The organism is Gimesia benthica (genome assembly GCF_009720525.1).
Classification (GTDB): domain Bacteria; phylum Planctomycetota; class Planctomycetia; order Planctomycetales; family Planctomycetaceae; genus Gimesia; species Gimesia benthica.
In genome coordinates, this window is the sequence record NZ_CP043930.1 from 458,429 (window position 1) to 483,227 (window position 24,799).

Sequence of the window (24,799 nt, forward strand, 5' to 3'; positions counted from 1 at the left end):
TCTGGGCCGATTCATTCGGCAATGATGATTTAAGCTGACAACTTCGTGCCAGATACTGACAAACTTCTCTGTTGAAACGCAACCTAGCTTGTTGTCTCTTTGGTTTCAACCTGATACAGCCCCTGAATGGCACTGCGACGCACTTTCATCTTGGAATTATCATCAATTTTCAGAGTCACTTCCTGATCTGACTCAGAAATATTGGCAATCGTGCCAATGATCCCACCGATGGTCACCACACGATCATTCTTCTTCAACTCTTTAAGCGCCTGCTCACGTCGGGCCCGTTCCTTCTGTTGAGGACGGAACATGATGAAGTAGAAAAAAATCACGATCACAATCAAAGGCAGCGACTGGACCAGGAAAGAAGGTCCAGCAGGCTGTTTGGCGGGTGTCTCTTGAGCAAGTAGTAACAAAGTCGACAATAAGGTGTGCATTTCGTTCTCTTCCCGGGCCAGCGTGGTAATCTATAAAGTGAGTCTCATGCATCACTTAGATCTGACCCGCAACCCGATCCAGCAAGAAATTTTATATCAGTTTAACAGGCTCGGGTGGTTCACTGCTGTTTCGAATTTGGCCCAAACCTAAACAATTTCAGGAGTTATCCAGCAATCAAGTAAGCTGTATCTTAGAAAGATGCGTTCCAGCGGGCAAGGTGAACCGCCCTAAACTCCTCAACTTGATCATTCAGAATCGCCTCACGCAGATCCCGCACCAGTTTCTGATAAAAGGCAATGTTATGCAGCGAGATCAGAATTGGCCCCAGCATCTCCCGCGCCATGAATAAATGACGCAGATAAGCCCGGCTGTAATCACGCGAACCGGGCGAATCACACTCGGGATCCAGTGGACTCGGATCCCGGGCATGCTTTTGATTACGCAAATTCACGCGTCCCTGACTGGTAAAAGCCATCCCATTTCTGCCATTTCGGGTCGGCATCACACAGTCAAACAGGTCCACGCCCCGCATGATGGCCTCGATCAGGTCGGACGGACGGCCCACACCCATCAGGTAACGGGGTTTTTCCACAGGCAGCATGGGCGTAGTGAAATCCAGGGTGGAGTACATATCCTCAGGCTTTTCCCCTACGCTCAAGCCCCCGATCGCATACCCGGGGAATTCCAGTGGCAGCAGCCCCTCAGCCGAACGTTCCCGCATTTTCTGATCAGTCCCCCCTTGAACAATGCCGAACAGGGCCTGGTCATCCCGTTTCTGGGCATCCCGGCAGCGGGCTGCCCACTTGGTCGTCCGATCGACGGCTTCCTGCATTTTTTCCAGAGGCACATCGTGTGGCGGGCACTCATCCAGACACATGATGCAGTCGGCTCCCAGCTGTTCCTGGATCTTCACCGCTTTTTCGGGCGAGAGTTCAAACAGGCTGCCATCAATGTGAGAGCGGAAAACCACCTGCTCATCATCCATCTTTGTGAGCTGGGCCAGACTGAAGACCTGGAATCCACCACTGTCGGTCAGAATCGGACCATCCCAGTTCATGAATTCATGCAGCCCGCCCAGTTCCTGCACAATTTCGGCTCCCGGCCGCAGTGCCAGATGGTACGTATTTGCCAGCACCTGCTGCGTTCCCACCTGTTTGAGCTGTTCGGGCAGTAACCCTTTGACAGAGGCCAGGGTGCCCACGGGCATGAAGGCCGGAGTGTCGACAATGCCGTGGGGAGTATGCCAGCGGCCCGCGCGGGCCTGAGTCCGGGAATCGGTATGGATCAGTTCGAAATGAAATTGAGACACGGTCGTTTTTCTGTTCAGATGTTACTTTATCGCGATCAGATCCAGGCTTCGTCAGCAGTAAAAACCCAGCGGGAAATGCTCAGATCTGCTCCAACGCATCGTTGATAATCCCCAGATACCAGAAAGCGATGCGGAACACAACAAAGATGATAAAAGCAGCCACCATCGCCCAGATCAACCAGCCCAGCACCGCCGCCAGGGCAGCCAGGGAGCGCTGCGCGTCTTCCTGAAAACGGGGACTCAACCGCTCCAATGTTTCAGGTACCGTCCCGGAAGTCTCACCAACATGCACCATCTGAATGTAATCTTCGGGAAACAGATGCGTTCCCGCCAGGGCGTCGGTCAGATCCACCCCATCATTCACGGCTGCATTGACCTGAGGAATCGCAGCAATAAACGCTCCATTACCAGTCGCTTTGAGACTGGCTTCCACTGAGTCCAGAATATTCATCCCGGCCTGCTGCGTTAGCGCGAACGCCCAGGAGAAGCGGGCGATCGCAAACGAACGCATGCAGTTTCCCACGACGGGAATGCGCAGAAACAGGCTATGAAAGAAGCGTTTCCCACCCCAGAGCCGATCCATAACCTGGTACGCGACAAACAGTACAAAAATCGAACCGAACGTACAGGTCAGCCAGATCAGAGCGCCGCTGGGACCGGACAGTCCCAGCCCGAGCACATCGATCGCCTCACCACCTCGCGCATTGGCGATTAAACCCAGCACAAGAATCATCAGCGCGATGACCATGATCGCCGCCACAAACTGAAAGACGGGCCAGGCAATCAACCGCACAAAATTCTTCCGCAGGTTCAGCAGCTGGTCATAATGCTCCGACAAGGCTTTCAGCACTTCGGGCAGGCCGCCACTCTGTTCCGCCACACTGACCATGTTGACCATCAGCTCCGGATAATAGTTTCCCTGGAGCTTTAGCGCCGAGGTCACATCGTTCCCGGCTTTCAACTCGACGGTGATCTCTTTCACCGAATCCTGCATCCGCCGATTGCCCAGTTTTCGCCCAGCCAGCTGAAAGCTTTTCGTGATCGGCACGCCGGATTCCAGCATCGTACTCAGGGAACGACACAGCATCGCCAGAGACTTCATTGAGGCACGTGCCTTGAACATGGAATTCGCTTTCAGGGAACATTCGGAATCGGAAACAGGACCATTAACCCGTTCATTATGTCGAATTACGACTTATCTGAGAGTGACAATCTTCTACACATTGCGAAAAAAATGAAAATTTGTCAGAGTGAACCCTCGGTCTTTCAGAATTTGTTTACAGAAATCGATCCTGGGAAAATGATTGAATGGATTTTTTAAAGTTAGCGGGAAAACGGATTCTCGTATTTGGAGTCGCCAACCGTAAAAGTGTCGCCTATCAGACAGGGAAGGTCCTGGAGGAAGCAGGCGCCGAAGTGATTTACGTCGTTCGCTCGAAAGCCCGCAAAGAATCGCTGTCCAAACTGCTGAAAGACGCACCGATCTATATCTGTGATGTTGAACATCAACAGGAAATCGATCAGCTCCAGGCGGACATCAGCCAGAAATACGATGTCATCCATGGTCTGGTCCACTCCATCGCGTTTGCAGACTACTCAGCCGGCTGGCTTCCGTTTCATGAAACACCCCGCGCCGCTTTTCTGCAGGCAGTTGATATTTCCTGTTTCTCCCTGATCGCAGTCTGTAATGCTTTCAAGGATCTGCTCGATCCAGAGCAGGGGAGTGTGGTGACAATTTCGATCTCCACCACCCGCATGGCGGCGGAAAATTACGGCTACATGGCTCCCGTGAAAGCGGCCCTCGATTCCTCGGTCTGCTTTCTGGCCAAGTCGTTCTCGAACTTCTCGCAGGTTCGCTTCAATGCCATCTGTCCCGGTTTGTTGAAGACGTCCGCCTCCGCAGGAATTCCCGGCTACGTGGACAGCTACCTGTTTGCTGAAAAAGCCACATTGAGAAAGTCAGCCGTCCAGACCAGTGAAGTGGCAGATACCGTCGCCTTCCTGATCAGTCCCCGTTCCTCGGGAATCAATTCGCAGGGAATCGTTATTGATGCCGGTATGGGCACCAACTATTTCGACAACCAGATCATCTCAGAGCAGTCGACCTGAGTGCCTGACGACCAATAAAAACAGCCGACGGAATAAAAATCCCGTCGGCTGTTTTCGTTCACATCACGAACGAGACCTGCGTCCCGTCCCTGATTAAGCATTAATTCTTCTTCTGTCCTTTGCCTTTGGCTTTCCCTTTGCCACCGGCACCTTTACCACGGTTCTTCATCATTTCTGCCCGTGCGGCCTGACGTTCTGTGTCATCCAGTTTGCCGTCGCCATTCTTGTCGAATTTCTTGAGCATGGCTTCACGATCAAACCCGGGACGACGACCGCCCATGGCTTTGCGTGCTTCCTGGCGTTCAGCTTCGCTGAGCTTCCCATCGCCGTCTTTGTCGAACTTTTTCACCAGTTCTTCACGGCTCATGCGCGGACCACGCTGACCCATTTTTTCGCGGGCTTCGCGGGCAGCTTTGCGTTCGTTTTCATCCAGTTTGCCATCACCGTTTTTGTCAAACTTTTTCATGAACTCTTCGCGATTGAAACCCTGACCACCCTTTTCACCACGGGCAGCCCGAGCAGCCGAACGCTCTTCTTCATTCAGCTTGCCATCGCCGTCCTTATCGAATTTTTTGAGGATCTCCTCACGGTTGGGGCGCTGTCCTTTTTTCCCCTCTTCAGCCTGCGTAGCAGAGCTCCATGAAATCACAGCCATACCCAGTGCACACGCAGCAACGATCCGATTCATTTTCATCAAGACAGCTCCTCATTCTCAAAATCTGTGGAAACAGGAATCAGCTTCCTGCAGCGGTTTCAGTTAACACGGTATCAAACGCGAGAGGGAGGCAGAGGTTTCGCGGATTCTCAGAAAAAATTCAGAAAACGTGATCGAAGTCGTCGCGTAACCCCTTGAAAACCGGGCTTTTCTGACGCATCCCAGGTACAAGCTGATCTTGCCTCATTTCGGCAAATCACACTATGATGCCGCCCCTGTGGGCTGCGCCTGTTCCAGTACACCTTACATCTGATGCCTGTATTCCCGAATTCGATGAACACAACCGACCCGTTAGCACGATTGAATCAGATTGAAGCGCAGCGGATCTGCATTATCAAACCCAGTGCCCTGGGTGACGTCGTGCAGACACTCCCCATCCTGCCGGTCCTGAGGCAACGGTTTCCCAATGCCCGCATCTCCTGGGTCGTCCGAGACAGCTTTGCTAATCTTCTGGAAGGACATCCCTGCCTGGATGAAATCATTCCCTTCCAGCGACGCAGCTCAGCAGGACAGTGGTGGCAGTTTCTCAAGTCACTCAACAAACAGAAATTTGATCTGGTCATCGATCTGCAGGGCCTGCTCCGTACCGGCATCATGACTGCCGCCACCCGCGCCCCCTGGCGGGTCGGTATCGAAGCAGCCCGCGAAGGTTCACACCTCACCTGTAATCTGACGATCCCCGACACGGGACGCTACGTCCCTGCCTGGCTCAAATACTGGCGCGTCGCTGATGCCTTTGGTCAGGGGAAGCTGAAACGCACGACTGACATCTATCTCTCCGAAGATGACCAGAACTGGGCACAGGAAAAACTGTATTGCCCCGAGTATCCTCTGCCGACTCTCGCGATTCACGCGGGCGCGCAATGGATCACCAAACGCTGGCCTCCGGAAAGCTTCGCTGCGGTCGGTGCCAAAGCCATCCGTCGCTTCCGCTGCCAGGTTGTCCTGGTGGGAACCTCTGCGGAAAGAGAACTGACCGGCCATATCGAAAAACTGCTGCAAAAGTTCGTCCCGACCGGCAGAGTCATCAATCTGGCAGGGGAAACAACACTCAAACAACTCGCCGCGGTGTTACAGCAATCCGACTTTGTCCTCACCAATGATTCCGGTCCCATGCACCTGGCCGCTGGTCTCGGCACCCCTGTCACCGGCATCTTTACCTGCACCAGTGCACTTCGCTCCGGACCGCCGGGGGACCGGCACGAACTTGTCTCCACGAATGTCAGCTGTGGTGGCAGCTATAACAAACGCTGCCCCAAACGCGGACCACAGAATCTGTGCTGCATGGAAGAGCTGGAAATCAGCCGCGTCTGGCAGGCCCTGCATCGCCTGATCACACGGGAAGCAGCTGAAAGAACGCCGAAAGCAGCCTGACGCTTCTCGCAAGCGGTCATCAAGGACGCCGCAGCTCGTAGTAGCGACTCAACACGCGGACCCGATAAATCTGGTAAGCCGTGATCATTCCCAGAATCGCCAGCACCATAGCGTAGATGACGGGGTACTGCCATAACTCAACCAGCTCCGACCGGGCCAGTACCAGGACAGCAAACGAGAGCAGTGAAAGCACCGTGGTAAACAGCACGAGCCTGACGTAAAAGAACAGTCCAGACGAGACAATCAGCATCGGATATCCAATCAAGAGAATCCCGATTGGCGCATCGGCGAGCATCAGCAGTCCCGTCAGCAGCGCAACATCTGCCGCCGACCAGCAGTAACGTACCCGTTTTTTGTTCGGAAAGTGATCCAGACCAAACTGGAAGAACACCACCAGTGCGCCCCACAGACCAAACAGCGACATGATCCGCAGGTGATAATTCAAATCAACGCCCTGCGTGGAATACACGGTCTGAATAATTCCGACTGCCAGCAGGATCGCGGAGAGCCGCGACACCAGTGCCGGCTTGCGGCGGAACCAGCGCTGGAACTTCTGAATCATGCCCGCAGGTTGTGCCTGCAGAGGCTCTCCAGCAATGAACCGTTCCAGATCCGCCGCCAGTTCGCGGGCCGACTGGTAGCGTAAAGCGGGATCCTTCTCCAGGCACTTCAGACAGACCAGTTCCAGACTACGGGGAATGTTTCTGTTATGCGAATGGGGGAGTGCAGGTTCCCCTTCAATCACCGCCACCAGCGAATCGAGAGGGCTGGAGTGTTTGAACGGAGATACGCCGGTCATAAGTTCATACAGAATAATACCCAGACAGAAGATATCACTCCGCGTGGAAATCTGATCCAGTTGCCCCGCGGCCTGTTCGGGTGACATGTAACCCGGAGTCCCCACTATCATGCCCGTCTGTGTGCGGGCATCGGTCCCTGAGCCTCCCGGCAGTCCATCGTAGAGTTTCGCCAGACCAAAATCGGTGACATAAGCCTGCCCAGCTTCATCGATCAGAATGTTCGACGGTTTCAAATCACGGTGAATGATCTCTTTGGAATGCAGATACTCGACCGCCTCGGCAACCTGCTGCATGAGAGAGGCGACCTCGTAATAATTATCCGGTGCCATCTGAGAAAGCGGGCGAAAATCGGGACTCGCCAGTGAACCTCCGCCAATAAAGTCCATGGTGAAATAATGCTGCCCCAGATGCTGGCCCACTTCGTGAATCGCGACAATATTCGCGTGCTGCAATCGACCGGCGGCCTGGGCTTCCAGATAGAACCGTCGGACCTCGTCTTCGGATGCAAACTGATTACTGAGGATCGTTTTCAGTGCCACGACCCGATTCAGATCTTTCTGGCGTGCCTTATAAACGATGCCCATCCCGCCGCGTCCCAGCTCCTCCAACAGTTCATAATTGCCGAACTCCCGCGCGAGCAGGGGGGGCGCCTGTCGGGATGCGTGGGGAGAAACTGGCAACGTCGCATCATCGGGGCCCAGCTCAACCGATTCGGGATCACTGTCTGACTGAGGCGCGAGACGCTCCAGGGAATCCAGACAGGCCATCAGCGGTTTTAACTCAGGATTGACTGCACGCAGACTCTGACAGCTGGCATCATCCTGACGCTGCAGGAAGTCCAGGTACTGATTGAGTACTTCCACCTGCTCAGATTGCTCATTCGACTCGTCGGTCACGGGCTGCAGTCTTTCTTAAATCTTCAGTTTTCAGTCGGATTTTTCCAGGCGCGAGTACCGCTTCAGACCTGCTCCAATTGTTCCTGTAGCTGATTCAGTGCCCTCAACCAGAGCATCTGTACGGCACCGGGGCTCCTCTGCATCCGCTCGGCAACCTCTTTGAACGACAGTCGCTGCAGATTGCGAAGCATGATCACTTCCTGGTAGTCAGGGGGGAGCCGACTGACCGCGTCAGCAACCTGAATCTCCTGCTCCCGGTTCAACAGAATCCGGCTCGGCGTCTCCGCCTGGTCTGGCAACTCCCACTTCATCTGACCAGAGGCTTCTGGTTGCTGACCAGCGCGATCAATGGAAAACTCACGTTTCACATCACGCTTGGCGGCCCCCTGGTAACGCCGGGCGAAGTCCAGCGTGTTATGATTTAAAATACCCCGCAGCCAGCCCAGCCATTCCGCCTCGGTCTCTCCCTCGAAACGGGAAAGCCCCTGGTGCGCTTCGAGCAGCGTCTGCTGCACCAGGTCGGAGGCATCGAACTTGGTTCGCATCCAACCTTCAATCTGAGCGCGGGCAACCAGGGAGATATAAGCGCGGCATTTTTCCAGCAGTTCATTTTCGGCACTGCGATCGCCGGCACGCGTACGCTGAATCAGCTCTTCAAATTGTGACTGAGGCATGACGGACCACCGGAATCAGAATGCAATCTCACAGCTGTGAACTCCCGATCCCTCAGGGTAATCTGTCGCAGTCAGTGATTCAACGCTTTTTGTACTTGCTGCTGGCCTCTTTGAGCAGTTCTCGCTCCTGATCCGTCAGACTGGCTTCACCTTCGCGGCTGATTTTTTCCAGGATGGCGTCCACCCGCTCATCCAGGCTCGCTTTGCTCAAACGGGTATCGGGCTCGGAATAGACTTTGAGTTTGCTTTTACGGACCGACCGGTTGGACTGGAAGCGATCCCACTTCCGCAGCAGACCATTCGACAGATTCCAGCCGTAATATTTGTAGGCCACCCCAAAGGCAGCGCCACCCAGGTGAGCAAAGTGGGCGACGCCATCGCTGCGGGGATTCACAAAGCCAAACAGATCGACGACCGCATACAGCACCGCCAGCCAGCGAAGCTCGATCGGCAGGATGAAAAACAGTAGCACGGTCATCTTGGGGTAGTACATGGCCGTCAGAAAGACCACCGCCATCACGCCCCCCGAAGCACCAATTACAGGGTTGGGACTGATGGCAACATGACACAATCCGCTGATCACGATGCTGACCAGGTAGAAGACCAGGAATTCACGCGAGCCGACCACCGGTTCCACCATGCGTCCAAACATCCAGAGGATGAACATGTTGAAAAAGATATGGCCCAGAGTCTGCGTGGAATGACAGAAGCCGTAAGTCAACAGCCGCCAGATCTGGAAACCAGGGAACAGGCTGCCTCGGTCCAGTGCCAGGAAGTTAATCACGGGAGAAGAGCCCCGACCTTCCGAAGTCGCCACTTCCAGCAGGAAGACAACCACATTCGCAATAATCAGGTATTTGATCGCCCAGCCACCGGATGACATGTTGAAAGAGCGGTAATTTCCCTCACTCTCGTGTCGCAGGTAATCCCGACTCTCAATCCCCATCGCCTAACGTATCCTTAGTCTGTCAGTTCCTGGCCAGAGACATTGTGTGCAACGCTCTGTCATCCATGTCTGTGTCGTCCGTGTCTTTTAAGCTATTGAGAAGAGACTTCAGAAAGCTTATCGCCGGTTGGCTGTTTTTGTTCGCCATACCCTTCGTTGTGCTGGGGCAACTGTCGGGCCAGCTTGCTGACGTCTTCAATCAGTTTCTGCTGCTCCTGGTAGACTTTCAGCAAATCACGCCGCAACTGATCGGTTTCCTGAAATTCCTCGTTCCGCTCCTGCTCTTCTTCTTCCAGACCAGCAACCAGCCCCTTGCGCAATTCAACGGGCAGGTTCTCTTCCTGGGGAGCATTGTCGGAACCGATCAACTCACTGACGCGTGCATCCAGTCGCTTCTGGGCAGAAGCCAGCAGGCGGTTGAGGTCTTCGATTCGATCCTGTTTTCTTTCGAGCTGCTGTTTGCGCTCAACCAGTTGATCCCGCAGAGTTCGCAGGGTTGTGATGTAGTTGGGGGGCACCAGAGCTCGCAGCCGCCAGGTACCGTTTTGCCATTTTGCTGCTTCACCACCTTCGGGAGGTGTCACTTTCTGCAGAAGTGCACGGTTCGCTTCCAGGGCGGTTACACGGAACGCACCGACATAAGCGACTCCCCCCGGTTGACCGGGAGCTGCCTGAAACGCGAAGACAACCGGTTTGGCCTCTTCAGCATTCTGAGATGAGCCGAGCCCGTTATTACTGCCGATCGCAACCTGAATCTCACCGGTCTGCTGATTGGATACAGTCACTGCAGCATCCCAGTAACGATCCCAGCCCAGCATGACCCGGGTCAGTCGGTTGCGAAGATCTGCGCTCTCTTCGGATTTCGCTTTGATTTCTGCTTCGTTTTTGGCAATCTGAGTGCTGTTCTTCTCCACTGCCTGCAACCAGCTGCTGCGGACGGCAAGAACCTTGGCTGTCAGTGGTACTGCGACAATCGCTGCCAACACGACAAGCCAGGCGAAGACTACTCCGGATTTATGCATCGTTTTAAACCTTGATCGAATTCTACGAAACCGGCGGTTTCGTGTGGTGCGTTCGAATTCCTGTAATGAATGTCTGTCTTCTATGTTGGGTTTCAGACAAAAACTGATGAGCCCTTGTCTGTTACATCGTCTATCCTGACCATCGGAACCGAAGATAAATCATTCGGTATCAATTATTCACGCGTATCCCGGACAGATCAATTGTGGGGATCAGGAAAGCTGCGAAAAACCGGACGGGACTTTTATTTAATGATAAGTCCCATAACAAATCAGGGTCAAGCAGAAACCGTAATTATACGCTTTTCGCCGGCCGATAACCGCTAAAACCCCTATAAGCGAACTCCCGGAAAGAGCAGCGTGAGCGTCCCCTCGCATTCTCCGGTTCCGACGGGGCGGCCTTTCCAGAGCCGCTTCTGATTGATTTCCCAAACTTTCTTGCTGCAGATTCCGTGCATTTTCCCGCTCAATGGCTTATAAAACATCCTATTCTATCATCAGAGGTGTATTGAAGTCCTGAATTATACTGACCTTGCGGCGGTCTGTTTTAATACGTTCCGCAGCCCCCGGGAATGGGGACAGAGCAGTCGTTCAGCAGGTTTTCAGTCGCTGCGAACCTTTTCAGACTTGAACCGTCATTTTATTTATCAGGGAAGCCGACCATGTCCACTGTCACAGTAAAACGATCCGATCTGAAAAGCGGGGAAGTATTATGCAGTTATTGCACGGCACGCTGCTGTCGCTATTTTGCACTACCCATCGAAACGCCGACCACCTGGGAAGACTACGATCACATGCGGTGGTACATCATGCACGGCCACAGTGCCATTTTCGTCGATGAGGATGTCTGGTTCCTGATGGTCTACGGAGACTGCAAATACATTCTCCCGGATTACCGTTGTGGGAACTATGAAGACCGTCCCCAGATCTGTCGGACTTATACCACCGACGACTGCGAATACGACAATGACGGCACCTATGACCGCCTGTTTGAGACTCCGGAGCAGATCTGGGAATACGCCCACGCCGTTCTGCCTCCGAAGAAAAAGAAACGCAAAGGGAAGTCCAAAATCAAAACTGAGAACCTTCCCGTCGTGCACGTGTAGCACGGCTTCAGTCTCAAAACGAAACCATAACTGAAACTCTCCAGTCAACAGCGATCCGCGAGGATCACAGCCGGTACGATACTGTGAATAAACCATTAATTACCCCACGTACGCTCAAAGGGTTCCGCGACTATCTCCCCTCAGCCATGATTCCCCGCGAACAGCTGATCGAGACAGCCAAGTCCGTCTATCGCAGCTATGGCTTCAGCCCGATTGACACACCGGCTCTGGAATACACCGAAATCCTGACCGGCAAAGGGGGAGAAGAATCGGACAAGCAGATGTTCCGTTTCGAACAGGGGGCCGTGATGTTGCCATGCGGTTCGACCTGACAGTTCCTTTCGCCCGTTTCTCAGCGCAGAACATCAACGAGCTCGGCACCCCGTTCAAACGCTATCACGTCGGCACGGTCTGGCGGGGCGAACGACCACAGAAAGGACGCTACCGCGAATTCGTCCAGTGTGACTTCGATACCATCGGCACCAACTCTAATGCCGCGGACATTGAAACGTTGTTTATCATTCACGATCTGATGCTGAAGATCGGCTTCACCGATTTCAAAATCCGCATTAATAATCGCATGATTCTCAATGGACTGCTCCAGTTGCACAACCTGGAATCGCAGTCGGCAGCCGTCCTGCGCGCCCTCGACAAGCTGGCCAAAACCAGCCCGGAAGCCGTCATTCAGGAAATGCAGGAGCAGGGGGGACTGACTCAACAGCAGGCCGAACAGATTCTAGCACTAATGACCGCTCAGGGTACGACTGCAGAAATTCTGGACTCACTGGAATCACAGCTCAAAGGAAACGAGCGGGGTACGCAGGGTGTACTCAATCTCCGTGAACTGTTTACCGCGGTAGAGCGGGCGGGAATCCCTGCCGAACGGGTGGTACTGGATACGTCCATTGCCCGTGGCCTCGATTACTACACCGGTACGATTTACGAAACCTTCCTCGACCAGATGCCCGGAATCGGCAGCGTCTGTTCGGGCGGACGCTACGATAACCTCGCTGAGCTGTTTACCACTCAGGAACTGCCCGGCGTCGGTGCCAGCCTCGGACTGGACCGTCTGCTCGCCGCGATGCAGGAACTCAATCTGCTAAGCGAGGTTTCTACTCCCGCACCGATTCTGGTGACACAAATGGACGCCGCTTTCACCCCCGAATACCTGCGTCTGGGACGTGATCTGCGTCAGGCGGGCTTGAACGTGGAAGTCTATCCGGATACCAAAGCGATCAAGAAACAGTTCAAATATGCCAACCGTCACGGCTTCAAAATCGTCATCGTGGCTGGCTCAGACGAATTCGAAAACCAGCTCTGGCAGGTCAAGGACATGCAGGCCGGTACGCAAACCGCAGTCAAAGAAGAAGAACTACTGGAAGTTATCCAGAAGATCCTCGCCTGAACCCCCTCATTCTGAAAACAGACTGATCTATAGATATTTACAGTACCACCAGTCATTGGTACCATTTGATCAGTAATCAGATCGTTTTCAGATGAGGATCAGCATGGTCATTCGCAGGAATCACTACGAATCCGCCTTTGAGGATTACCTCCGCTCCCAGAAAATTCCGTATGTCGCCGTGGATGAGAAACGCCGGGCACTGGCCCAGGAGGCGTCAATCAAATCACTGGACTTCATCGTCTATTCATCGCAGGGGCCCAATTTGCTGATTGACGTCAAGGGACGCACCGAGATCTTTGACGCCCCCACGCGCAGCCGTCGCTGGGAAAGTTGGGCCACCCGAGAGGATATCAGGGGGCTCTTCCAGTGGCAGGAACTGTTCGGAGAAGGCTTTATCTCCAGCCTGGTCTTTGCCTATCAGTTGCCCCCTGACTCCATTTCCAACAACCTCGAGAAGGTTTATGAGTTCAAAGAAAATCTGTACGCATTCTACCTGGTTCCGGTCGACGCCTATCAGGACAAAATGAAACCTCGTTCCGACAGCTGGCAGACCGTTTATCTGCATCAGCAGGATTTCCAGCAGCTCCGACAACCTGTAGAAACGCTCATCCAGGGCTCAGAACCCGCAGAATTAACCGGGGAAAATAGAGAGGAATGCGGTTTTCCAGATGCAGATTCGAGTTCAGGCTGATACAATCAGGCGACTGACAGACACTTTTACCAGACTCTCAGAATGACGTTATGAACATACGCACGCGATTCACATCCCGCATCTTTTCCGCTCTGACCGCATTTGCCGGTACGACGCTGTTTTCAGTGATGACCGTCCTGGCCCAGGAGGAGGAACGCAAGGGGGGAGCGATCGTCCAGTCCCAGACCTCGATCGTGGAATATCTGATCGTAGCGGCCCTGATTGGCGCCGCCCTGTTCGCCGTCTGTCGCACCAGCCATCGCGTCTGATCACTCTTCGATTTCATTCACACTCAGCCCTCACGTTTTCATGCGACCACTGTCTACAGTATCTGAGCCTGAGCCCCGCAGGATTGTCATCACGGGCATCGGACTGATCACCCCGTACGCCGTTGGCCGGGAAGCTTCCTGGCAGGGAATCTGTTCCGGCGTTTCCGCGATCCAGCCATTGGATGCATTATCCCAACAGCTGAAGCGTCCCTTGGCAGGGGGAATCATTCCCGACCCCAGTCTCTCAAGTGCCTCATTACGCAGCTCGACTCCCCTGCAGACTGAGCCCTCTCTAACCCTCGCACTGCAGGCAGGCACCGAAGCATTTGAGGATGCCGGCCTGGACTTGAACCTCCTCAACCGGGAAACCACCGGGTGTGTCATCGGATCGAGCAAAGGGGGCATGGCCAGTTTTGCACAACTGGCCGCGCTCTCACACCTGGATGCATCTGCCGCAGAGCAGGTTCCCCCGGATCTCTGGCTGCAGTGTTTCGCGGGGGCAGCCAGCCACTCATTCGCCGCCCACTTTAACCTGCAGGCCGCAGCCCTGACCCCGGTCTCAGCCTGCGCTACCGGCTTCTCAAGCATCATGCGTGGTGCCGAACTGATTCAGGATGGAGTCTGCGACACGGTTCTTGCGGGCAGTACTGATGCTTCACTCCTGCCCGCCGTTCTGGCCTCGTTTCATCGCATGGGTGTACTGGCATCGCAGTTCGATCACCCCGCCCAGGCTTGCCGTCCTTATGATGTCAGACGTAACGGGTTTGTCGTCGGAGAAGGGGCCGGCATCCTGGTGCTTGAGTCACTGGAGCAGGCACAGAAACGTAACGTGACTCCCTATGCAGAATGGTTGACCGGAGGCCTCGGTGCGGATTCCACACATTTGATGCAGTTCGATCCCCAGGCAGAGAGCCTGTCGCACCTGATTAACGTTACACTGGGTCGGGCCGGAGTGGCTCACGAGGAAGTCGACTATGTCAATCTCCACGGCACCGGAACCCAAATTAACGATATCTATGAAACGCATGCTTTACAGAAAGCATTCGGTTCCCGCGCCGCTGCGCTTGCCTGTTCCAGCCTGAAAGGGGGCATGGGCCATCTCCTCGGAGCAGCAGGGAGCGTGGAACTGGCGCTGACGCTGCTCGCCATGCGGGACGGAATCGTTCCCCCCACACTGAACCTGGAAACTCCCGATCCGGAGTGCCCACTCAATTACACGCCCCAGGTTGCAGTATCACGGGAAATCAGAACGGCTCTCAAACTCTCTTTTGGATTTGGAGGCCACCTGTCTGCCGGCCTGGTCCGCAAATGGGACAGCGACCGATAAGCTGTCGTAGCTGCGGAGTTACTGTTTGAAACGAGCCGACTTCAAAAACGCTTCGAACTCAGGCTCTGCTTTCAGCAGCTGTTCCCGAGGTCCAGTCAGCTTGAGGTAAAAATCGCGAGGACTGCGAGGGATCGCCACGCCAATCATCCGCATGCCCGCTTCCGCCGTCCCGTTCAGGGCCGGTCCGGTATCAAAGGTACCGCGAAGATCGAGCCAGATCGCTTCCACGTCATCTACGCGGACAGTCTTCTGAATCGGCTCTTCACCCGGAGGTAACTGAAACTGCCCTCGCCAGCGCTGCAGGTTGGCCTCGATGCCACCGCCGACCGAAGAAAGAGTGAGTTTTACATCCGGTCCCGCTTTGGGAATCTGAAAGCTGGCTGAGATCATCCCCTGTTGTGCTGGAGACAAAGGGATCTGCTGCCAGCCGACGGGCACGTCGAACTGAATCCCGTCAAAGACTTTTTCGCCGGACTCAGAGTCTGAAGCTTCAGTCGCAGCACTTTGAGCAGAACTCAGGGGAGCCGCTTCGGGAACAGGCAGGTCGGCAGGAGCATCTGATTCACCAGAGCCACAGCCCGACAGGACAGGGAACAGGCAAATCAGGAATACACTGTGCTTCCAGAGATTCTGAGGTAGGACAGCTGACATGAAAGACTCCCGCATGAAGACAGAATAAGGTTATACACCTATCCTAATCATTCAGCGAAAGTCAGTCCATCAACCGACCGTCAGTTCCAGTTGCTCAGCAGATTCCAGGTTGTATTTCTGCGAGAGCTGAGTGATTTCATCACGGATCTCAAAGTAAGCGTCGATCACGTCAGCATCCCATTGAATCCCTTTACCTTCACGGAAAATTCCTTCGAGTCGTTCCAGGGGCATACCGTTGCGGTAGGGACGATCACTGCCCATCGCATCATAGGCATCCGCGACAGCAATAATCCGCGCCATCAGTGGAATATCGTCTCCAGTCAAACCGTCGGGATATCCCCGGCCGTCGATCTGCTCATGGTGATTACGGATCCCCGGCAGAATGTTTTTGAGTTTTTTGATACCGGTCAGAATCTTGTATCCGATCATCGGATGTTTCTGAATCTGCAGGAATTCTTCATCGGTCAAACGGCCTTCCTTGCGGAGAATGCGGTCATCCACGCCGATTTTCCCAATGTCGTGCAACAGACCGGAGAGATAGATGTCGTGAATGAATTCTCCCGTATAACCCAGTTGTTTCGCCAGTTGCTGTGCGATCAGGGCCACGCGCTCGCTATGACCGCGTGTGTAAGGATCTTTCGCATCCAGAGTGGAGATGAACGATTTAACAAAGCTGAGCATCAGCTCTTCCTGTTGCGCATACAGGTCGATGTTACGCAGGTGTGTTCCCAGGAAAGAAGCCACCGAATTCAACAGACTGGCCTGAATAGTGCCATACTCTTCGCTCTTGAGAAGATTACAGCTCAGGATCCACCCGTAAGAATGAGAGCCATCGGTAATCGGCACCAGCACCAGATTATGCAGATCCGGAAATTCCAGTGAGAGCAGGGAACTGTCCACGTGATTGATGACCAGAGGCTGATTGAAGTCAAATCCATCAAACTGTGCGACCAGCCGAGCCAGTTTGAGTTCATCAAATTCAGTCTGGCTCTCAGACATGAATCGGGACGTGTGTCCCTGTCCTTCGAACCAGATAATATTTGTTTCCGCTTCGATCAGATTGCCGATCCGCTCCAGACAGAGCTCTCCCAGCTTCTCGGGACTTTCAGAAATCTTCAAATGCTGCGCTACTTCGTGCAGCAGGCTGATTTCTTCAAACGTCTCATCCAGACATTCGGACAGATTATCGACTTCCTCGTTCAATTCATCCAGCTGCTGTTCTTCATCCAGATGCATGATGGCCAGGCTGAGCAGGGCATGCAGCGATTTCACATCCAGTATCCGCTGCCCTTCGAGCCAGGTATCCAGTTCCTCGGAAGACCAGCTCCGCTCTACAGCTGACAGTACCATTTCCGTCAGTTTGCGTTTCTCTTTCTGAAACACAAAGCCGGCGGCAACATATTTATGTTCGCTATCCTCAAACAGGGGAAACAGATAATGGGTCAGTCCGTTAGTATTCTCGACCAGGGTCAGCCCCTGAATCTCATCGAGCTGGTTTAAGACGTCGATCGGAAAAAAGGGCAGGGAGTGCGTATGAGTCCGCCCGACCAGCCTTTGAACCCTGGCGTCGAAACAGAACATTGACAGGCCCGTCAATTCTGAAATGCGCCGCATGCGATCATTGGACAGTTCCACCTTGGTATCCTGGTGAATTTCCAGATCCCATGCGCCACCACACTTGCTGAAGTTAGACAGTTTCTTGAATGAATCAATTGTTCCCGAGACCATAAGTCATTTTCCTGCTTTCTAGAGGAGTTATTCCCTATAGAAAGTTAGTTCGCAGACGAATGGTCGCAAATCAGATTTGAAATCAGGACCTGCGATTGTGTCAGTTTTCAGTAAACCGCAGTTTTCGCCCTGAAAACTGCGGTTTACACCGCAAATATCGGCAAACACAGGTTCTAGTGAACAAATCCAGGGTTTTCTGAAGTTATCTTCGTCAACAACCAGATATCAAAATGGATATAAAGAGTAACGGGTCCATTACTCTGGTTGTATCACCTTGTTTTCATGACAGTTAGAAACAATTCACCATGAATCCCCGTCTTTCTGCCAGGGAGAAGAGCTTCTCAACCTTGTTCACCACCAGACGGATCCGAAGTAAGCAAAACTACATCTGAAAAGCACGATGCTGCGGATTCTGCCAGATGTGTGCATTGTCAGGCCAGACCAGCAAAATGATTCACCAGTTAAGTAAATTTCGGCGATTTTCGGTGGAAAGAGAAAATGAAACACCGTCTGAGTGCAAATCCGCCTGATTCTATGGGTCGGAATTGCTCTTGCGATAGCGGGCACTCACCTGATTTAACTGCTGACGCTCCTTGGGGGTTAAGGATTCCAGACCGAATTCATGAACCTTATTCAGCAGGAGATCGAGTTGCTTTTCTGCATCCCGTTCTTTTTCGCGTTCCCGCATCCGTTTCTGCAGTTTTCGTTTCTCACGCCACTTCTGGAAGAAACCAACTTTCTGTTCTGAAGGTTCCGGACTCGAACGTTCCAGGCTGGTATAGCCTTGTGAGAAATCGTAGCCGAAAATGGAATCGTCGAAGGCTTCCTCGCGATGGCCGGCAGCAAATTCCAGCAGGTTCAGCATTAACAGCAACGCTCCGAAAAAGACCACCCAGACGGTATGGGTGCAGAGGCCGATCACCATTCCCAGCCCCCCGACCAGAAAACTGACGTTCAGCATCACCATATGCAGCACAGTTTCATCAAAGCGGCGGGAGAGGATGATCTGCAGCACTTTACCACCATCCAGGGGAAGTACCGGAATCAGGTTTACCAGCAGCAGGAGCCAGTTGATGCTGAACACCATCAAAAGCATTGCCTGCCCCAGATTATTGCTCAGATCGACAGTCGGAAGCTTGATCGGGTTGAGCGATTCCGACATCTGTCCGGACCAGATTACAGCCGGCAGCGTAATCGCACATAACAGCAGATTCACCAGCGGCCCACCCAGAACGGTGAAGATGCGTGAGGCATCGGTACGGGCAGGGCTGCAGGGTACCAGGCCTCCCAGAGGCCAGAGCATGATCTGATCGGCTTCGCCTCCCATCATCCGACAGGCGACCACGTGCCCCATTTCATGCAGGAATACGCTGATGAACAGAACGCCGAATAAAGCAAATCCCAGTCCTAGAGAGTAATGTGACCAGAAGACGAGCAGGACGACCGGCAGAAAAATGCTGACACGCACCTGAGTCAAAAACCAGGATCCAATGGGAAATGACCAGTGCAAAGGATTCGATCGACTCATCTTACCATGACCTGTTGCAGAGAATCACAAACGTCCTTCAGCTAATGCTGAGCTCAGAATGACCGGGTACGTAGAACGTTAGAGCAGGGAAACTCCTGTTTCCACTCCACATGTTATATACATCAGGAAATCTCCTGACAATTCCACTCCCTTTTCTGTAACGAAATCATACTCAATTCACAGGTTCAAAGCATCCCCAAAAGTTTTTTCTCACCGATTCGGTTCGCAATCTGAGTCTGAATTTCCCACTCGGCATCGCCTGCCTGATGAATACAGTCTGTGGAAATTGCCAGAACTCCGGTGACCTCACCGTCCTCGATGACGGGTATCGCATAGGATTGCTGTGCACCAAACTTCACCAGCCACTCAGAAGACCCTGGCAATCCTGACTCTGTGCTACTCAGAGTTCCAATCGCAGGCCGACGATCCAGCACCGCCTTGACGATGCCTAACCCTTTATTTTCCAGTGAAACTTCTTTCGTCAGAGCGGCAAAATCCTGTTGCACCTGCAGATCCATTTCCGGTACTGCACGAAAGCCTACCTGCAACAGATTCCCGTCGGCACACCGCCAGAGACCAGCGGCCCGCCCCTTCAGCTGGGCCAGCAGCAGATCCAGCACACCGGAAACAGAATTCTGTTCACGTAATTCCTGTTCCAGCTGAGTGACAACCTGCTCGACCTGTAAATCCATGATTCTCTGTCCCGTTCCTGAAGTGGTAGTGGTGTGTTATGTTCGAATGGCTGTGGATCGCAGCGCTGCTTTTGAGTTAACAGTCTCTGTCAGAAGTTTTTCTCATTTCTGAAGATCCGACATTCATCGGCGTTCATTGAATATTCCTTGAAGAGGAGGTTATTCAATGTATACAATGATACTTAGCTTTCTGTTTTCTAAACAGTTAACTATGATTCCTTTCCGATCACAATCCAACTGTTGCGTTTTGATTTTTCCTTTCTGAAGACTTTCGGATTACGTAACAGGTGAGACATGGACATTGATTAACCACCAGAATATATCGGACGATTGAAATATGGATTTGCCAACCTGCCCGTCTTGTGGGGCATCAGTACTTGATGAAGACGTCACCGAGTGCCCGTCCTGCGGCGCCCCCATGAAGTCCTCAGGTAAAACCAGCAGCCCCTCTCCCAAAGACAAACCCGCACCTGCTAAATCCGCTGCAACTCAGCAGCCCGTCAAACGTCGAGGCCGGGAAACGGTCTCTGATGATGACCCGTTTGAACTGGAACGGAAAAAACAGGAAGCAGTGAAGGTGATCCCTCTGGCACGTAAGCCCGCCAAGGGAAAAATGTTCCGTGTGGTCTGTCCCATGTGCGACACCCAGGGGTTCGCCTCTGAGAAAGTCATCGGACGTGAGGTAAAATGTCGAAATCCGGAGTGTCTGGCCCCCGTCTTCACCGTCCCCAATCCTGAAGCGCAGGAACGCAAAGCCACTGAGGAAGAAGAGCCCAAAGAAAAGAAACCCTCGAAACTGCCGCTGATCGGTGCCATCGTAGTTTCTGTAGGAGCCATTGGTGGTGCCTACTGGTATTTCACTCAGGTTCCAGATGCTTCCGAACTGTCCCAGCCCTTCAAAAACCCGGTCATTTCTCAGGCGACTAAGAATAATTTCTCAAACAATTCCAATGATAAACCAAATCCTCTGGCGCAAAACCCGCTGAATCCCCCGAGCAGACAACACAGAATCCGCAGACGTCCGTTGATCCGGCCAAAGTGAAACAGAATGCACTGGAGGAAATTGTTAATCTTTCTCGCGACCGCGGGAATCGCAGCAAACCGTTCAGTCGGCGACTGGCAGCCGAAGCTTATGCAGTTACCAGAAACATTCCTGCCGCCCGCGAACAGATGGAGCGGATTGACGCCGTCAGTCCTCCACTGCCATTTTATAAAATCTTCCCCCTGATCGAAATTGGCTGGATCCAGCTTAAGGAGAAAGATCAGGCCGGTCTCAAAGAGACGCTGGATCAGACAATTGAACTCTCCCAGAAGATCCCCGATTACGGCGGAAGGGATACATTAGACCTGATCTCCCGCCTGGCTGCCTTCTGGATTGCCGCTGGAAAAGAAGATCTGGCAACCGATCTCATCCGCAAATACCAGGCGGAAAGCAATCTGGCACAACTGTCTGCTTATCTGCAGATCGCCCAGGAAGCCAATCATCATGATTTTGAATCCCTGATCGACCTGCACCGCATGTGGGCTTCTCCCCAGTGGGTAGCAACCACCATGATTCTGGTCACTCACGGTTATCCGGAAGCCGCCCTGAACTGGGCAGCCATGGCCTCCGACTCGGCCGACCGGACGGAAGCAGTAACTCAATGGTCACTCTCTCGGCTCGAACAGGCCGTCAAACAACAGCAGAAACCAGATTTAAGTCTGGTCCAGCCGGCAGAGCAGAAGCTCTCGCCCACCGGTAACGCCATGATGTTGGCTCGCTGTGCGCGAGAACTGGTCAACCTGAATCAGAAAGAGGCTGCACAGGCCTTTGTCGACCGGGCCGTCAGTCTGATCAAAGATCAGCCCGTTCCGACTCCCATTACTCTGGGAGACCTCAAAGAAGTGAACTCCATGCGGCTGCCTCAAGCTGCTCCTCTGGAACAGTTGGCTCAGACTTACCTCCAGATCGCCTGTGCTGAGTCAGAACTCGGGAAGAAAGCTGAAGCACTGCAATACCTCAAAAATGCAGTCCAGAGCATTCAGGCCACTGCCCCCAGCCTCGCTGCAGTCAAAGAAAAATCGAACGCGACGACGAATTTCAATTTCCGGGATGAGATCAAAGACACCTTCAACCTGGATACCTCCGATCGCATCAACCGGGCCATTACCGAATACAATAAACAACTCCGCAGTCTGAAAGCCGCCGGTGAACAACGTTCCGAAAAACTTGTCGCACTACTGGCAAAGGCCTCCCGCTCTGGCCTGGCTCTTGAAGTCTGGAATCTGGTGCAGGCTGCTTCACAAAATTCAAATCTCAACCTCAAAGATGCCCTGCAGGAAACGACGCTGCCTGCTGTGATTCTGGAATCTGTCGGCTCACAGAACGAAGATCTGAAATCACAGATCAGCAAGGCCCTGACCAGCAGTGCTCCCAAGCTTTCCAAAGAGGATGAGCTGATCCGTCAGACCGCGTCCCTGATTAAGAACGGGAAACCAGAGCAGGCGGCTCACCTGATCAACCAGTCTGACCTGAAGAAACCCTGGAAGGGTCAACTCTCCCTCAAACTGCTATCCCAACTCCTGAATCAGTCTCAATTCAGTCAGGCTGTGCAGTTTGTGGCTGCGACTAAAGATCCGGTACTCCGAGAGGATATGCTGAACACAATTGGTGCAGTCGCGGTCGAACAGAAACAGATCCCGGCTGTCAGCAAAATGCTCCAGGGCAGTAATTACACGCCTACCGAACGAATCTCAGGCTATCTGGGACTGGTCACAGGAATTGAGGCTGCTCGTAGTTCACAACCCGAAACGCCTCCCGCCAAAGAGCCAGAGAAAAAGTTGTAATCACAGTTGAGGACTCCCTCTGATGAAACAGCGGGGATATCCCGGCGATATCGCGGACTGCCCGACTCTCAGCCAGAGAAGGGCACCTCCGCGCTGGCCTGGTCAGTCCCGTTAAGACTGAATCAAAATCGACTGAAAATTCAAAGGCTGGGGAATCTTAGCGATTCTGCAATGAGGTCGACTTCACTTCGGAAATTTTTGGGTTTGTTTCTGAACAGCCTTCATATTTTCGCGGAGCACCGCCGAATTTCTATTCTGGACCCTCTAGTCCACCCGGACCCTGACAATACACACGTACACATTGTATTTCTTATCCCAGATTCGCCTGGTCTACCCGACAGAGAAATCTTCGATTTCGGACTTTAGCTATTTCTTCAACCAGAGTTCCCTATTCATTACTATTGGTATAAACTAACATTTGCACCAACCTGTGTTGAATCGGGATGACAGTTACTGTCGGTCCCTGCAGAAGATGCAGGCAAATCAGATATCGATCCCCAAGATCCTCAGAAATACATCATGGAGGAAATGTATGAGCCGCATTGCTCATTTTGCTTTGATTCTATTCGTTGCGTTCTCACTCCCGCGCGTCGCAACTGCTCAAGAAAATAAAGCTGCCCCTAATATCTCTCTGGTCCAGATTAATGCCGATGGCATGATTGCGGACCTGAAGTATCTGGTATTAGATCTGGCAGGCGACAAAAAAGGCTGGACCAACCTCGAACAGTTGATCCCGACCTTCCTGGAGGGAATTGATAAACAACGTCCCCTCCGCATCGACATCCTGCTTGGTGAAAATCAGCAGCAGCGCTATCGACTGATTCTCCCCATCAGTGACCTGGGGGAATTCCGCGATAACCTGGAAGTCTTTGAAATCTCTTCCAAGAAACAGCGTAAAGGCCCATACAAACTGGGTAACCTGTTCGAAGGTTTCATGCAGTACCTGCAGGACAAGAAATATGTAATCATCTCTGAAAAACTCGATGAGGTCGAGAACATCGAAGACCCACTCAAGCGGGTCCAGGAACTGATCAAAGCCGAATACGATTTCAGCGCACTGATCACGAATGAAAAAGAAGGCGTGGATCTGCGGAAGAAATCCATGACCAAAACCCGCGAACAGCTGCAGGCTGCCATCAAGAAAAAGCGGGATGAAACCGACAATGCTTTCGAACTGCGGAAGCTCGCTTTTACCCACCAGATGGATGAAGCCGAGCGACTCTTTGCTGAAGCCCAGAAGATGGTCATCGGCTGGACCACAGACGCCGCTCAGAATGAAGGACGCCTCGTTTTCAGCCTGAAAGCAATCGAGGGAACTTCGCTGGATGAAAGCATCAAGCAGTTTGCCACCAAGCCCAGCTACTTCGCCAACGTCGAAGTCAAGCAGGACGGAATCTTAAACGGCCGCATCAATCATCCCCTGGATGAAATGCGCAAAGCCAACATCACCGCGTTCTACAGTCTGCTGCTCCCCAGCATTAAAGAGCGGATTGATAGTAACAAAGATTTGACCGACAAGCAGAAAGAAGCCGGCAAAAAGATCTCTGAACTGGTCATTCAGATGCTGGATGCAGGCAAAGAGACCTCACTCATCGATGGCTTCATCAATACCAACTCAGCTGACGGCGGCAAATATGCACTGCTCGGAGGCATCCGTTCTACCGATGGTGCTAAGCTGAAGGAAGTTGTTGAACTCCTGCCGCAGCTGATGAAAGGGCAGACCGTTGAAGTGGATGTGGTCAACGAAGAGAACCTGAAGATCCACAAAATCACGATCCGGGAAGAATTCCAGGCCGGGTTCTATGAGCTCTTTGGTGATGGAGAAGCACTCTATGTCGGCAGCACTCCCGAGGCACTCTGGATGGCAGCTGGCCCTGATGCGATTCAGAACATCAAGGATGCTGCTAAGAAGGTCAAAGAGCCGGCTCCGGAAAAAGTCAGCCCCAATGTGATTGAACTGAACGTGAAAACGCTGCCCTGGTTGAAACTGATCAACAAAGTCCGGGACAAAAAAGGCAACGTCGAAATCCGTGAAATTCTGCTCAGCTCGCTCACCGACAAAGACGATACCTTCACCTTTGTCATGAAACGCGAAGGCGATGTCATCGATGGCAAAGCCAAACTCGACAAAGGTATTCTCAAATTCATCGGAAACGTGATTGCCAAGTTCTCGAAAGAGACCCTCTAATTCACAATCGATGACCGATAATTAAAAACCCCGCGGAGCCCATTGTCAGCTCTGCGGGGTTTTTCTTTGGATTTTCAGATACCACATGAGAATGCCCGGATCTTCGAG

The 24,799-nt window shown here is 52.9% G+C and carries 22 protein-coding genes and 1 pseudogene; 10 read left to right on the top strand and 13 right to left on the bottom strand.

What is annotated here, in order from left to right; genetic code table 11:
• Nucleotides 1-83 precede the first annotated feature (83 nt).
• From yajC to F1728_RS01965, 3 genes are all read right to left on the bottom strand, one after another.
• Nucleotides 84-437, bottom strand: a complete 354-nt coding sequence (yajC, locus tag F1728_RS01955; RefSeq protein ID WP_155362671.1) for a preprotein translocase subunit YajC — start codon at nt 435-437, stop codon at nt 84-86.
• Nucleotides 438-628: 191 nt separating this feature from the next.
• The gene (gene tgt, locus F1728_RS01960; protein ID WP_145184081.1) at nt 629-1,747 is read right to left on the bottom strand and encodes a tRNA guanosine(34) transglycosylase Tgt; all 1,119 of its coding nucleotides are present in this window, start codon (nt 1,745-1,747) and stop codon (nt 629-631) included.
• A 79-nt stretch (nt 1,748-1,826) separates the two neighbouring features.
• Entirely contained in the window at nt 1,827-2,870 is a 1,044-nt protein-coding gene (locus F1728_RS01965) for a type II secretion system F family protein (RefSeq protein WP_155362672.1), read from the bottom strand.
• Nucleotides 2,871-3,055: 185 nt separating this feature from the next.
• Between F1728_RS01965 and F1728_RS01970 the strand changes: the two genes are divergently transcribed.
• Nucleotides 3,056-3,856: an enoyl-ACP reductase FabI gene (locus F1728_RS01970; RefSeq protein ID WP_155362673.1), complete on the top strand. Its 801-nt coding sequence runs from the start codon at nt 3,056-3,058 to the stop codon at nt 3,854-3,856.
• Between the two features lie 100 nt (nt 3,857-3,956).
• Here the strand turns inward: F1728_RS01970 and F1728_RS01975 are convergent, their stop codons facing one another.
• Nucleotides 3,957-4,550 (bottom strand): EF-hand domain-containing protein, encoded by a 594-nt coding sequence (locus tag F1728_RS01975; RefSeq protein WP_155362674.1) that lies wholly within the window; start codon nt 4,548-4,550, stop codon nt 3,957-3,959.
• A 294-nt stretch (nt 4,551-4,844) separates the two neighbouring features.
• On the opposite strand from F1728_RS01975, the gene F1728_RS01980 reads away from it, so the two are divergent.
• Nucleotides 4,845-5,945, top strand: coding sequence for a glycosyltransferase family 9 protein (locus F1728_RS01980; protein ID WP_228030467.1), 1,101 nt, complete (start codon nt 4,845-4,847; stop codon nt 5,943-5,945).
• Nucleotides 5,946-5,964: 19 nt separating this feature from the next.
• On the opposite strand, the gene F1728_RS01985 is transcribed toward F1728_RS01980, so the two are convergent.
• From F1728_RS01985 to F1728_RS31165, 5 genes are all read right to left on the bottom strand, one after another.
• A complete protein-coding gene (locus F1728_RS01985) occupies nt 5,965-7,641 on the bottom strand; it encodes a serine/threonine-protein kinase (RefSeq protein ID WP_155362676.1) in 1,677 nt (558 codons plus the stop codon).
• A gap of 62 nt (nt 7,642-7,703) precedes the next feature.
• Complete coding sequence (locus F1728_RS01990; RefSeq protein WP_155362677.1) at nt 7,704-8,315, bottom strand: sigma-70 family RNA polymerase sigma factor; 612 nt, start codon at nt 8,313-8,315, stop codon at nt 7,704-7,706.
• 79 nt (nt 8,316-8,394) lie between these two features.
• Nucleotides 8,395-9,261 carry a rhomboid family intramembrane serine protease gene (locus F1728_RS01995; RefSeq protein WP_155362678.1) on the bottom strand — a complete coding sequence of 289 codons (867 nt, stop codon included), beginning with the start codon at nt 9,259-9,261 and terminating at the stop codon, nt 8,395-8,397.
• A gap of 92 nt (nt 9,262-9,353) precedes the next feature.
• Entirely contained in the window at nt 9,354-10,283 is a 930-nt protein-coding gene (locus tag F1728_RS02000) for a hypothetical protein (RefSeq protein ID WP_155362679.1), read from the bottom strand.
• Between the two features lie 329 nt (nt 10,284-10,612).
• Nucleotides 10,613-10,765 (bottom strand): hypothetical protein, encoded by a 153-nt coding sequence (locus tag F1728_RS31165; RefSeq protein ID WP_194242642.1) that lies wholly within the window; start codon nt 10,763-10,765, stop codon nt 10,613-10,615.
• 177 nt (nt 10,766-10,942) lie between these two features.
• Here F1728_RS31165 and F1728_RS02005 point away from each other — a divergent pair, with 177 nt between their 5' ends.
• The 5 genes and pseudogenes from F1728_RS02005 to F1728_RS02025 all read left to right on the top strand — a co-directional run bounded on the left by F1728_RS02005 (nt 10,943) and on the right by F1728_RS02025 (nt 15,078).
• Nucleotides 10,943-11,386, top strand: coding sequence for a YkgJ family cysteine cluster protein (locus F1728_RS02005; RefSeq protein ID WP_145040252.1), 444 nt, complete (start codon nt 10,943-10,945; stop codon nt 11,384-11,386).
• Nucleotides 11,387-11,532: 146 nt separating this feature from the next.
• Nucleotides 11,533-12,791 (top strand): annotated as a pseudogene (gene hisS, locus F1728_RS02010) (histidine--tRNA ligase).
• Nucleotides 12,792-12,894: 103 nt separating this feature from the next.
• Nucleotides 12,895-13,482 (top strand): HYExAFE family protein, encoded by a 588-nt coding sequence (locus F1728_RS02015; RefSeq protein WP_155362680.1) that lies wholly within the window; start codon nt 12,895-12,897, stop codon nt 13,480-13,482.
• 50 nt (nt 13,483-13,532) lie between these two features.
• Entirely contained in the window at nt 13,533-13,751 is a 219-nt protein-coding gene (locus F1728_RS02020; RefSeq protein WP_155362681.1) for a hypothetical protein, read from the top strand.
• Between the two features lie 40 nt (nt 13,752-13,791).
• Entirely contained in the window at nt 13,792-15,078 is a 1,287-nt protein-coding gene (locus F1728_RS02025; protein ID WP_155362682.1) for a beta-ketoacyl-[acyl-carrier-protein] synthase family protein, read from the top strand.
• A gap of 18 nt (nt 15,079-15,096) precedes the next feature.
• On the opposite strand, the gene F1728_RS02030 is transcribed toward F1728_RS02025, so the two are convergent.
• The 4 genes from F1728_RS02030 to F1728_RS02045 all read right to left on the bottom strand — a co-directional run bounded on the left by F1728_RS02030 (nt 15,097) and on the right by F1728_RS02045 (nt 19,677).
• Nucleotides 15,097-15,729: a hypothetical protein gene (locus tag F1728_RS02030; protein WP_155362683.1), complete on the bottom strand. Its 633-nt coding sequence runs from the start codon at nt 15,727-15,729 to the stop codon at nt 15,097-15,099.
• Between the two features lie 69 nt (nt 15,730-15,798).
• Nucleotides 15,799-17,457 (bottom strand): HD-GYP domain-containing protein, encoded by a 1,659-nt coding sequence (locus F1728_RS02035; RefSeq protein ID WP_228030468.1) that lies wholly within the window; start codon nt 17,455-17,457, stop codon nt 15,799-15,801.
• A gap of 532 nt (nt 17,458-17,989) precedes the next feature.
• Complete coding sequence (locus tag F1728_RS02040; protein ID WP_155362684.1) at nt 17,990-18,985, bottom strand: M50 family metallopeptidase; 996 nt, start codon at nt 18,983-18,985, stop codon at nt 17,990-17,992.
• A gap of 185 nt (nt 18,986-19,170) precedes the next feature.
• On the bottom strand, nt 19,171-19,677 hold the full coding sequence (locus F1728_RS02045) for a GAF domain-containing protein (protein ID WP_155362685.1): 507 nt from the start codon (nt 19,675-19,677) through the stop codon (nt 19,171-19,173).
• 418 nt (nt 19,678-20,095) lie between these two features.
• Between F1728_RS02045 and F1728_RS02050 the strand changes: the two genes are divergently transcribed.
• The 3 genes from F1728_RS02050 to F1728_RS02060 all read left to right on the top strand — a co-directional run bounded on the left by F1728_RS02050 (nt 20,096) and on the right by F1728_RS02060 (nt 24,691).
• On the top strand, nt 20,096-20,719 hold the full coding sequence (locus tag F1728_RS02050) for a hypothetical protein (protein ID WP_228030906.1): 624 nt from the start codon (nt 20,096-20,098) through the stop codon (nt 20,717-20,719).
• Nucleotides 20,716-22,503 (top strand): hypothetical protein, encoded by a 1,788-nt coding sequence (locus F1728_RS02055; RefSeq protein WP_155362687.1) that lies wholly within the window; start codon nt 20,716-20,718, stop codon nt 22,501-22,503. The genes F1728_RS02050 and F1728_RS02055 overlap by 4 nt, the downstream gene beginning before the upstream one ends.
• 532 nt (nt 22,504-23,035) lie before the next feature.
• Nucleotides 23,036-24,691, top strand: a complete 1,656-nt coding sequence (locus F1728_RS02060; protein WP_155362688.1) for a hypothetical protein — start codon at nt 23,036-23,038, stop codon at nt 24,689-24,691.
• The last annotated feature ends 108 nt before the right edge of the window (nt 24,692-24,799 follow it).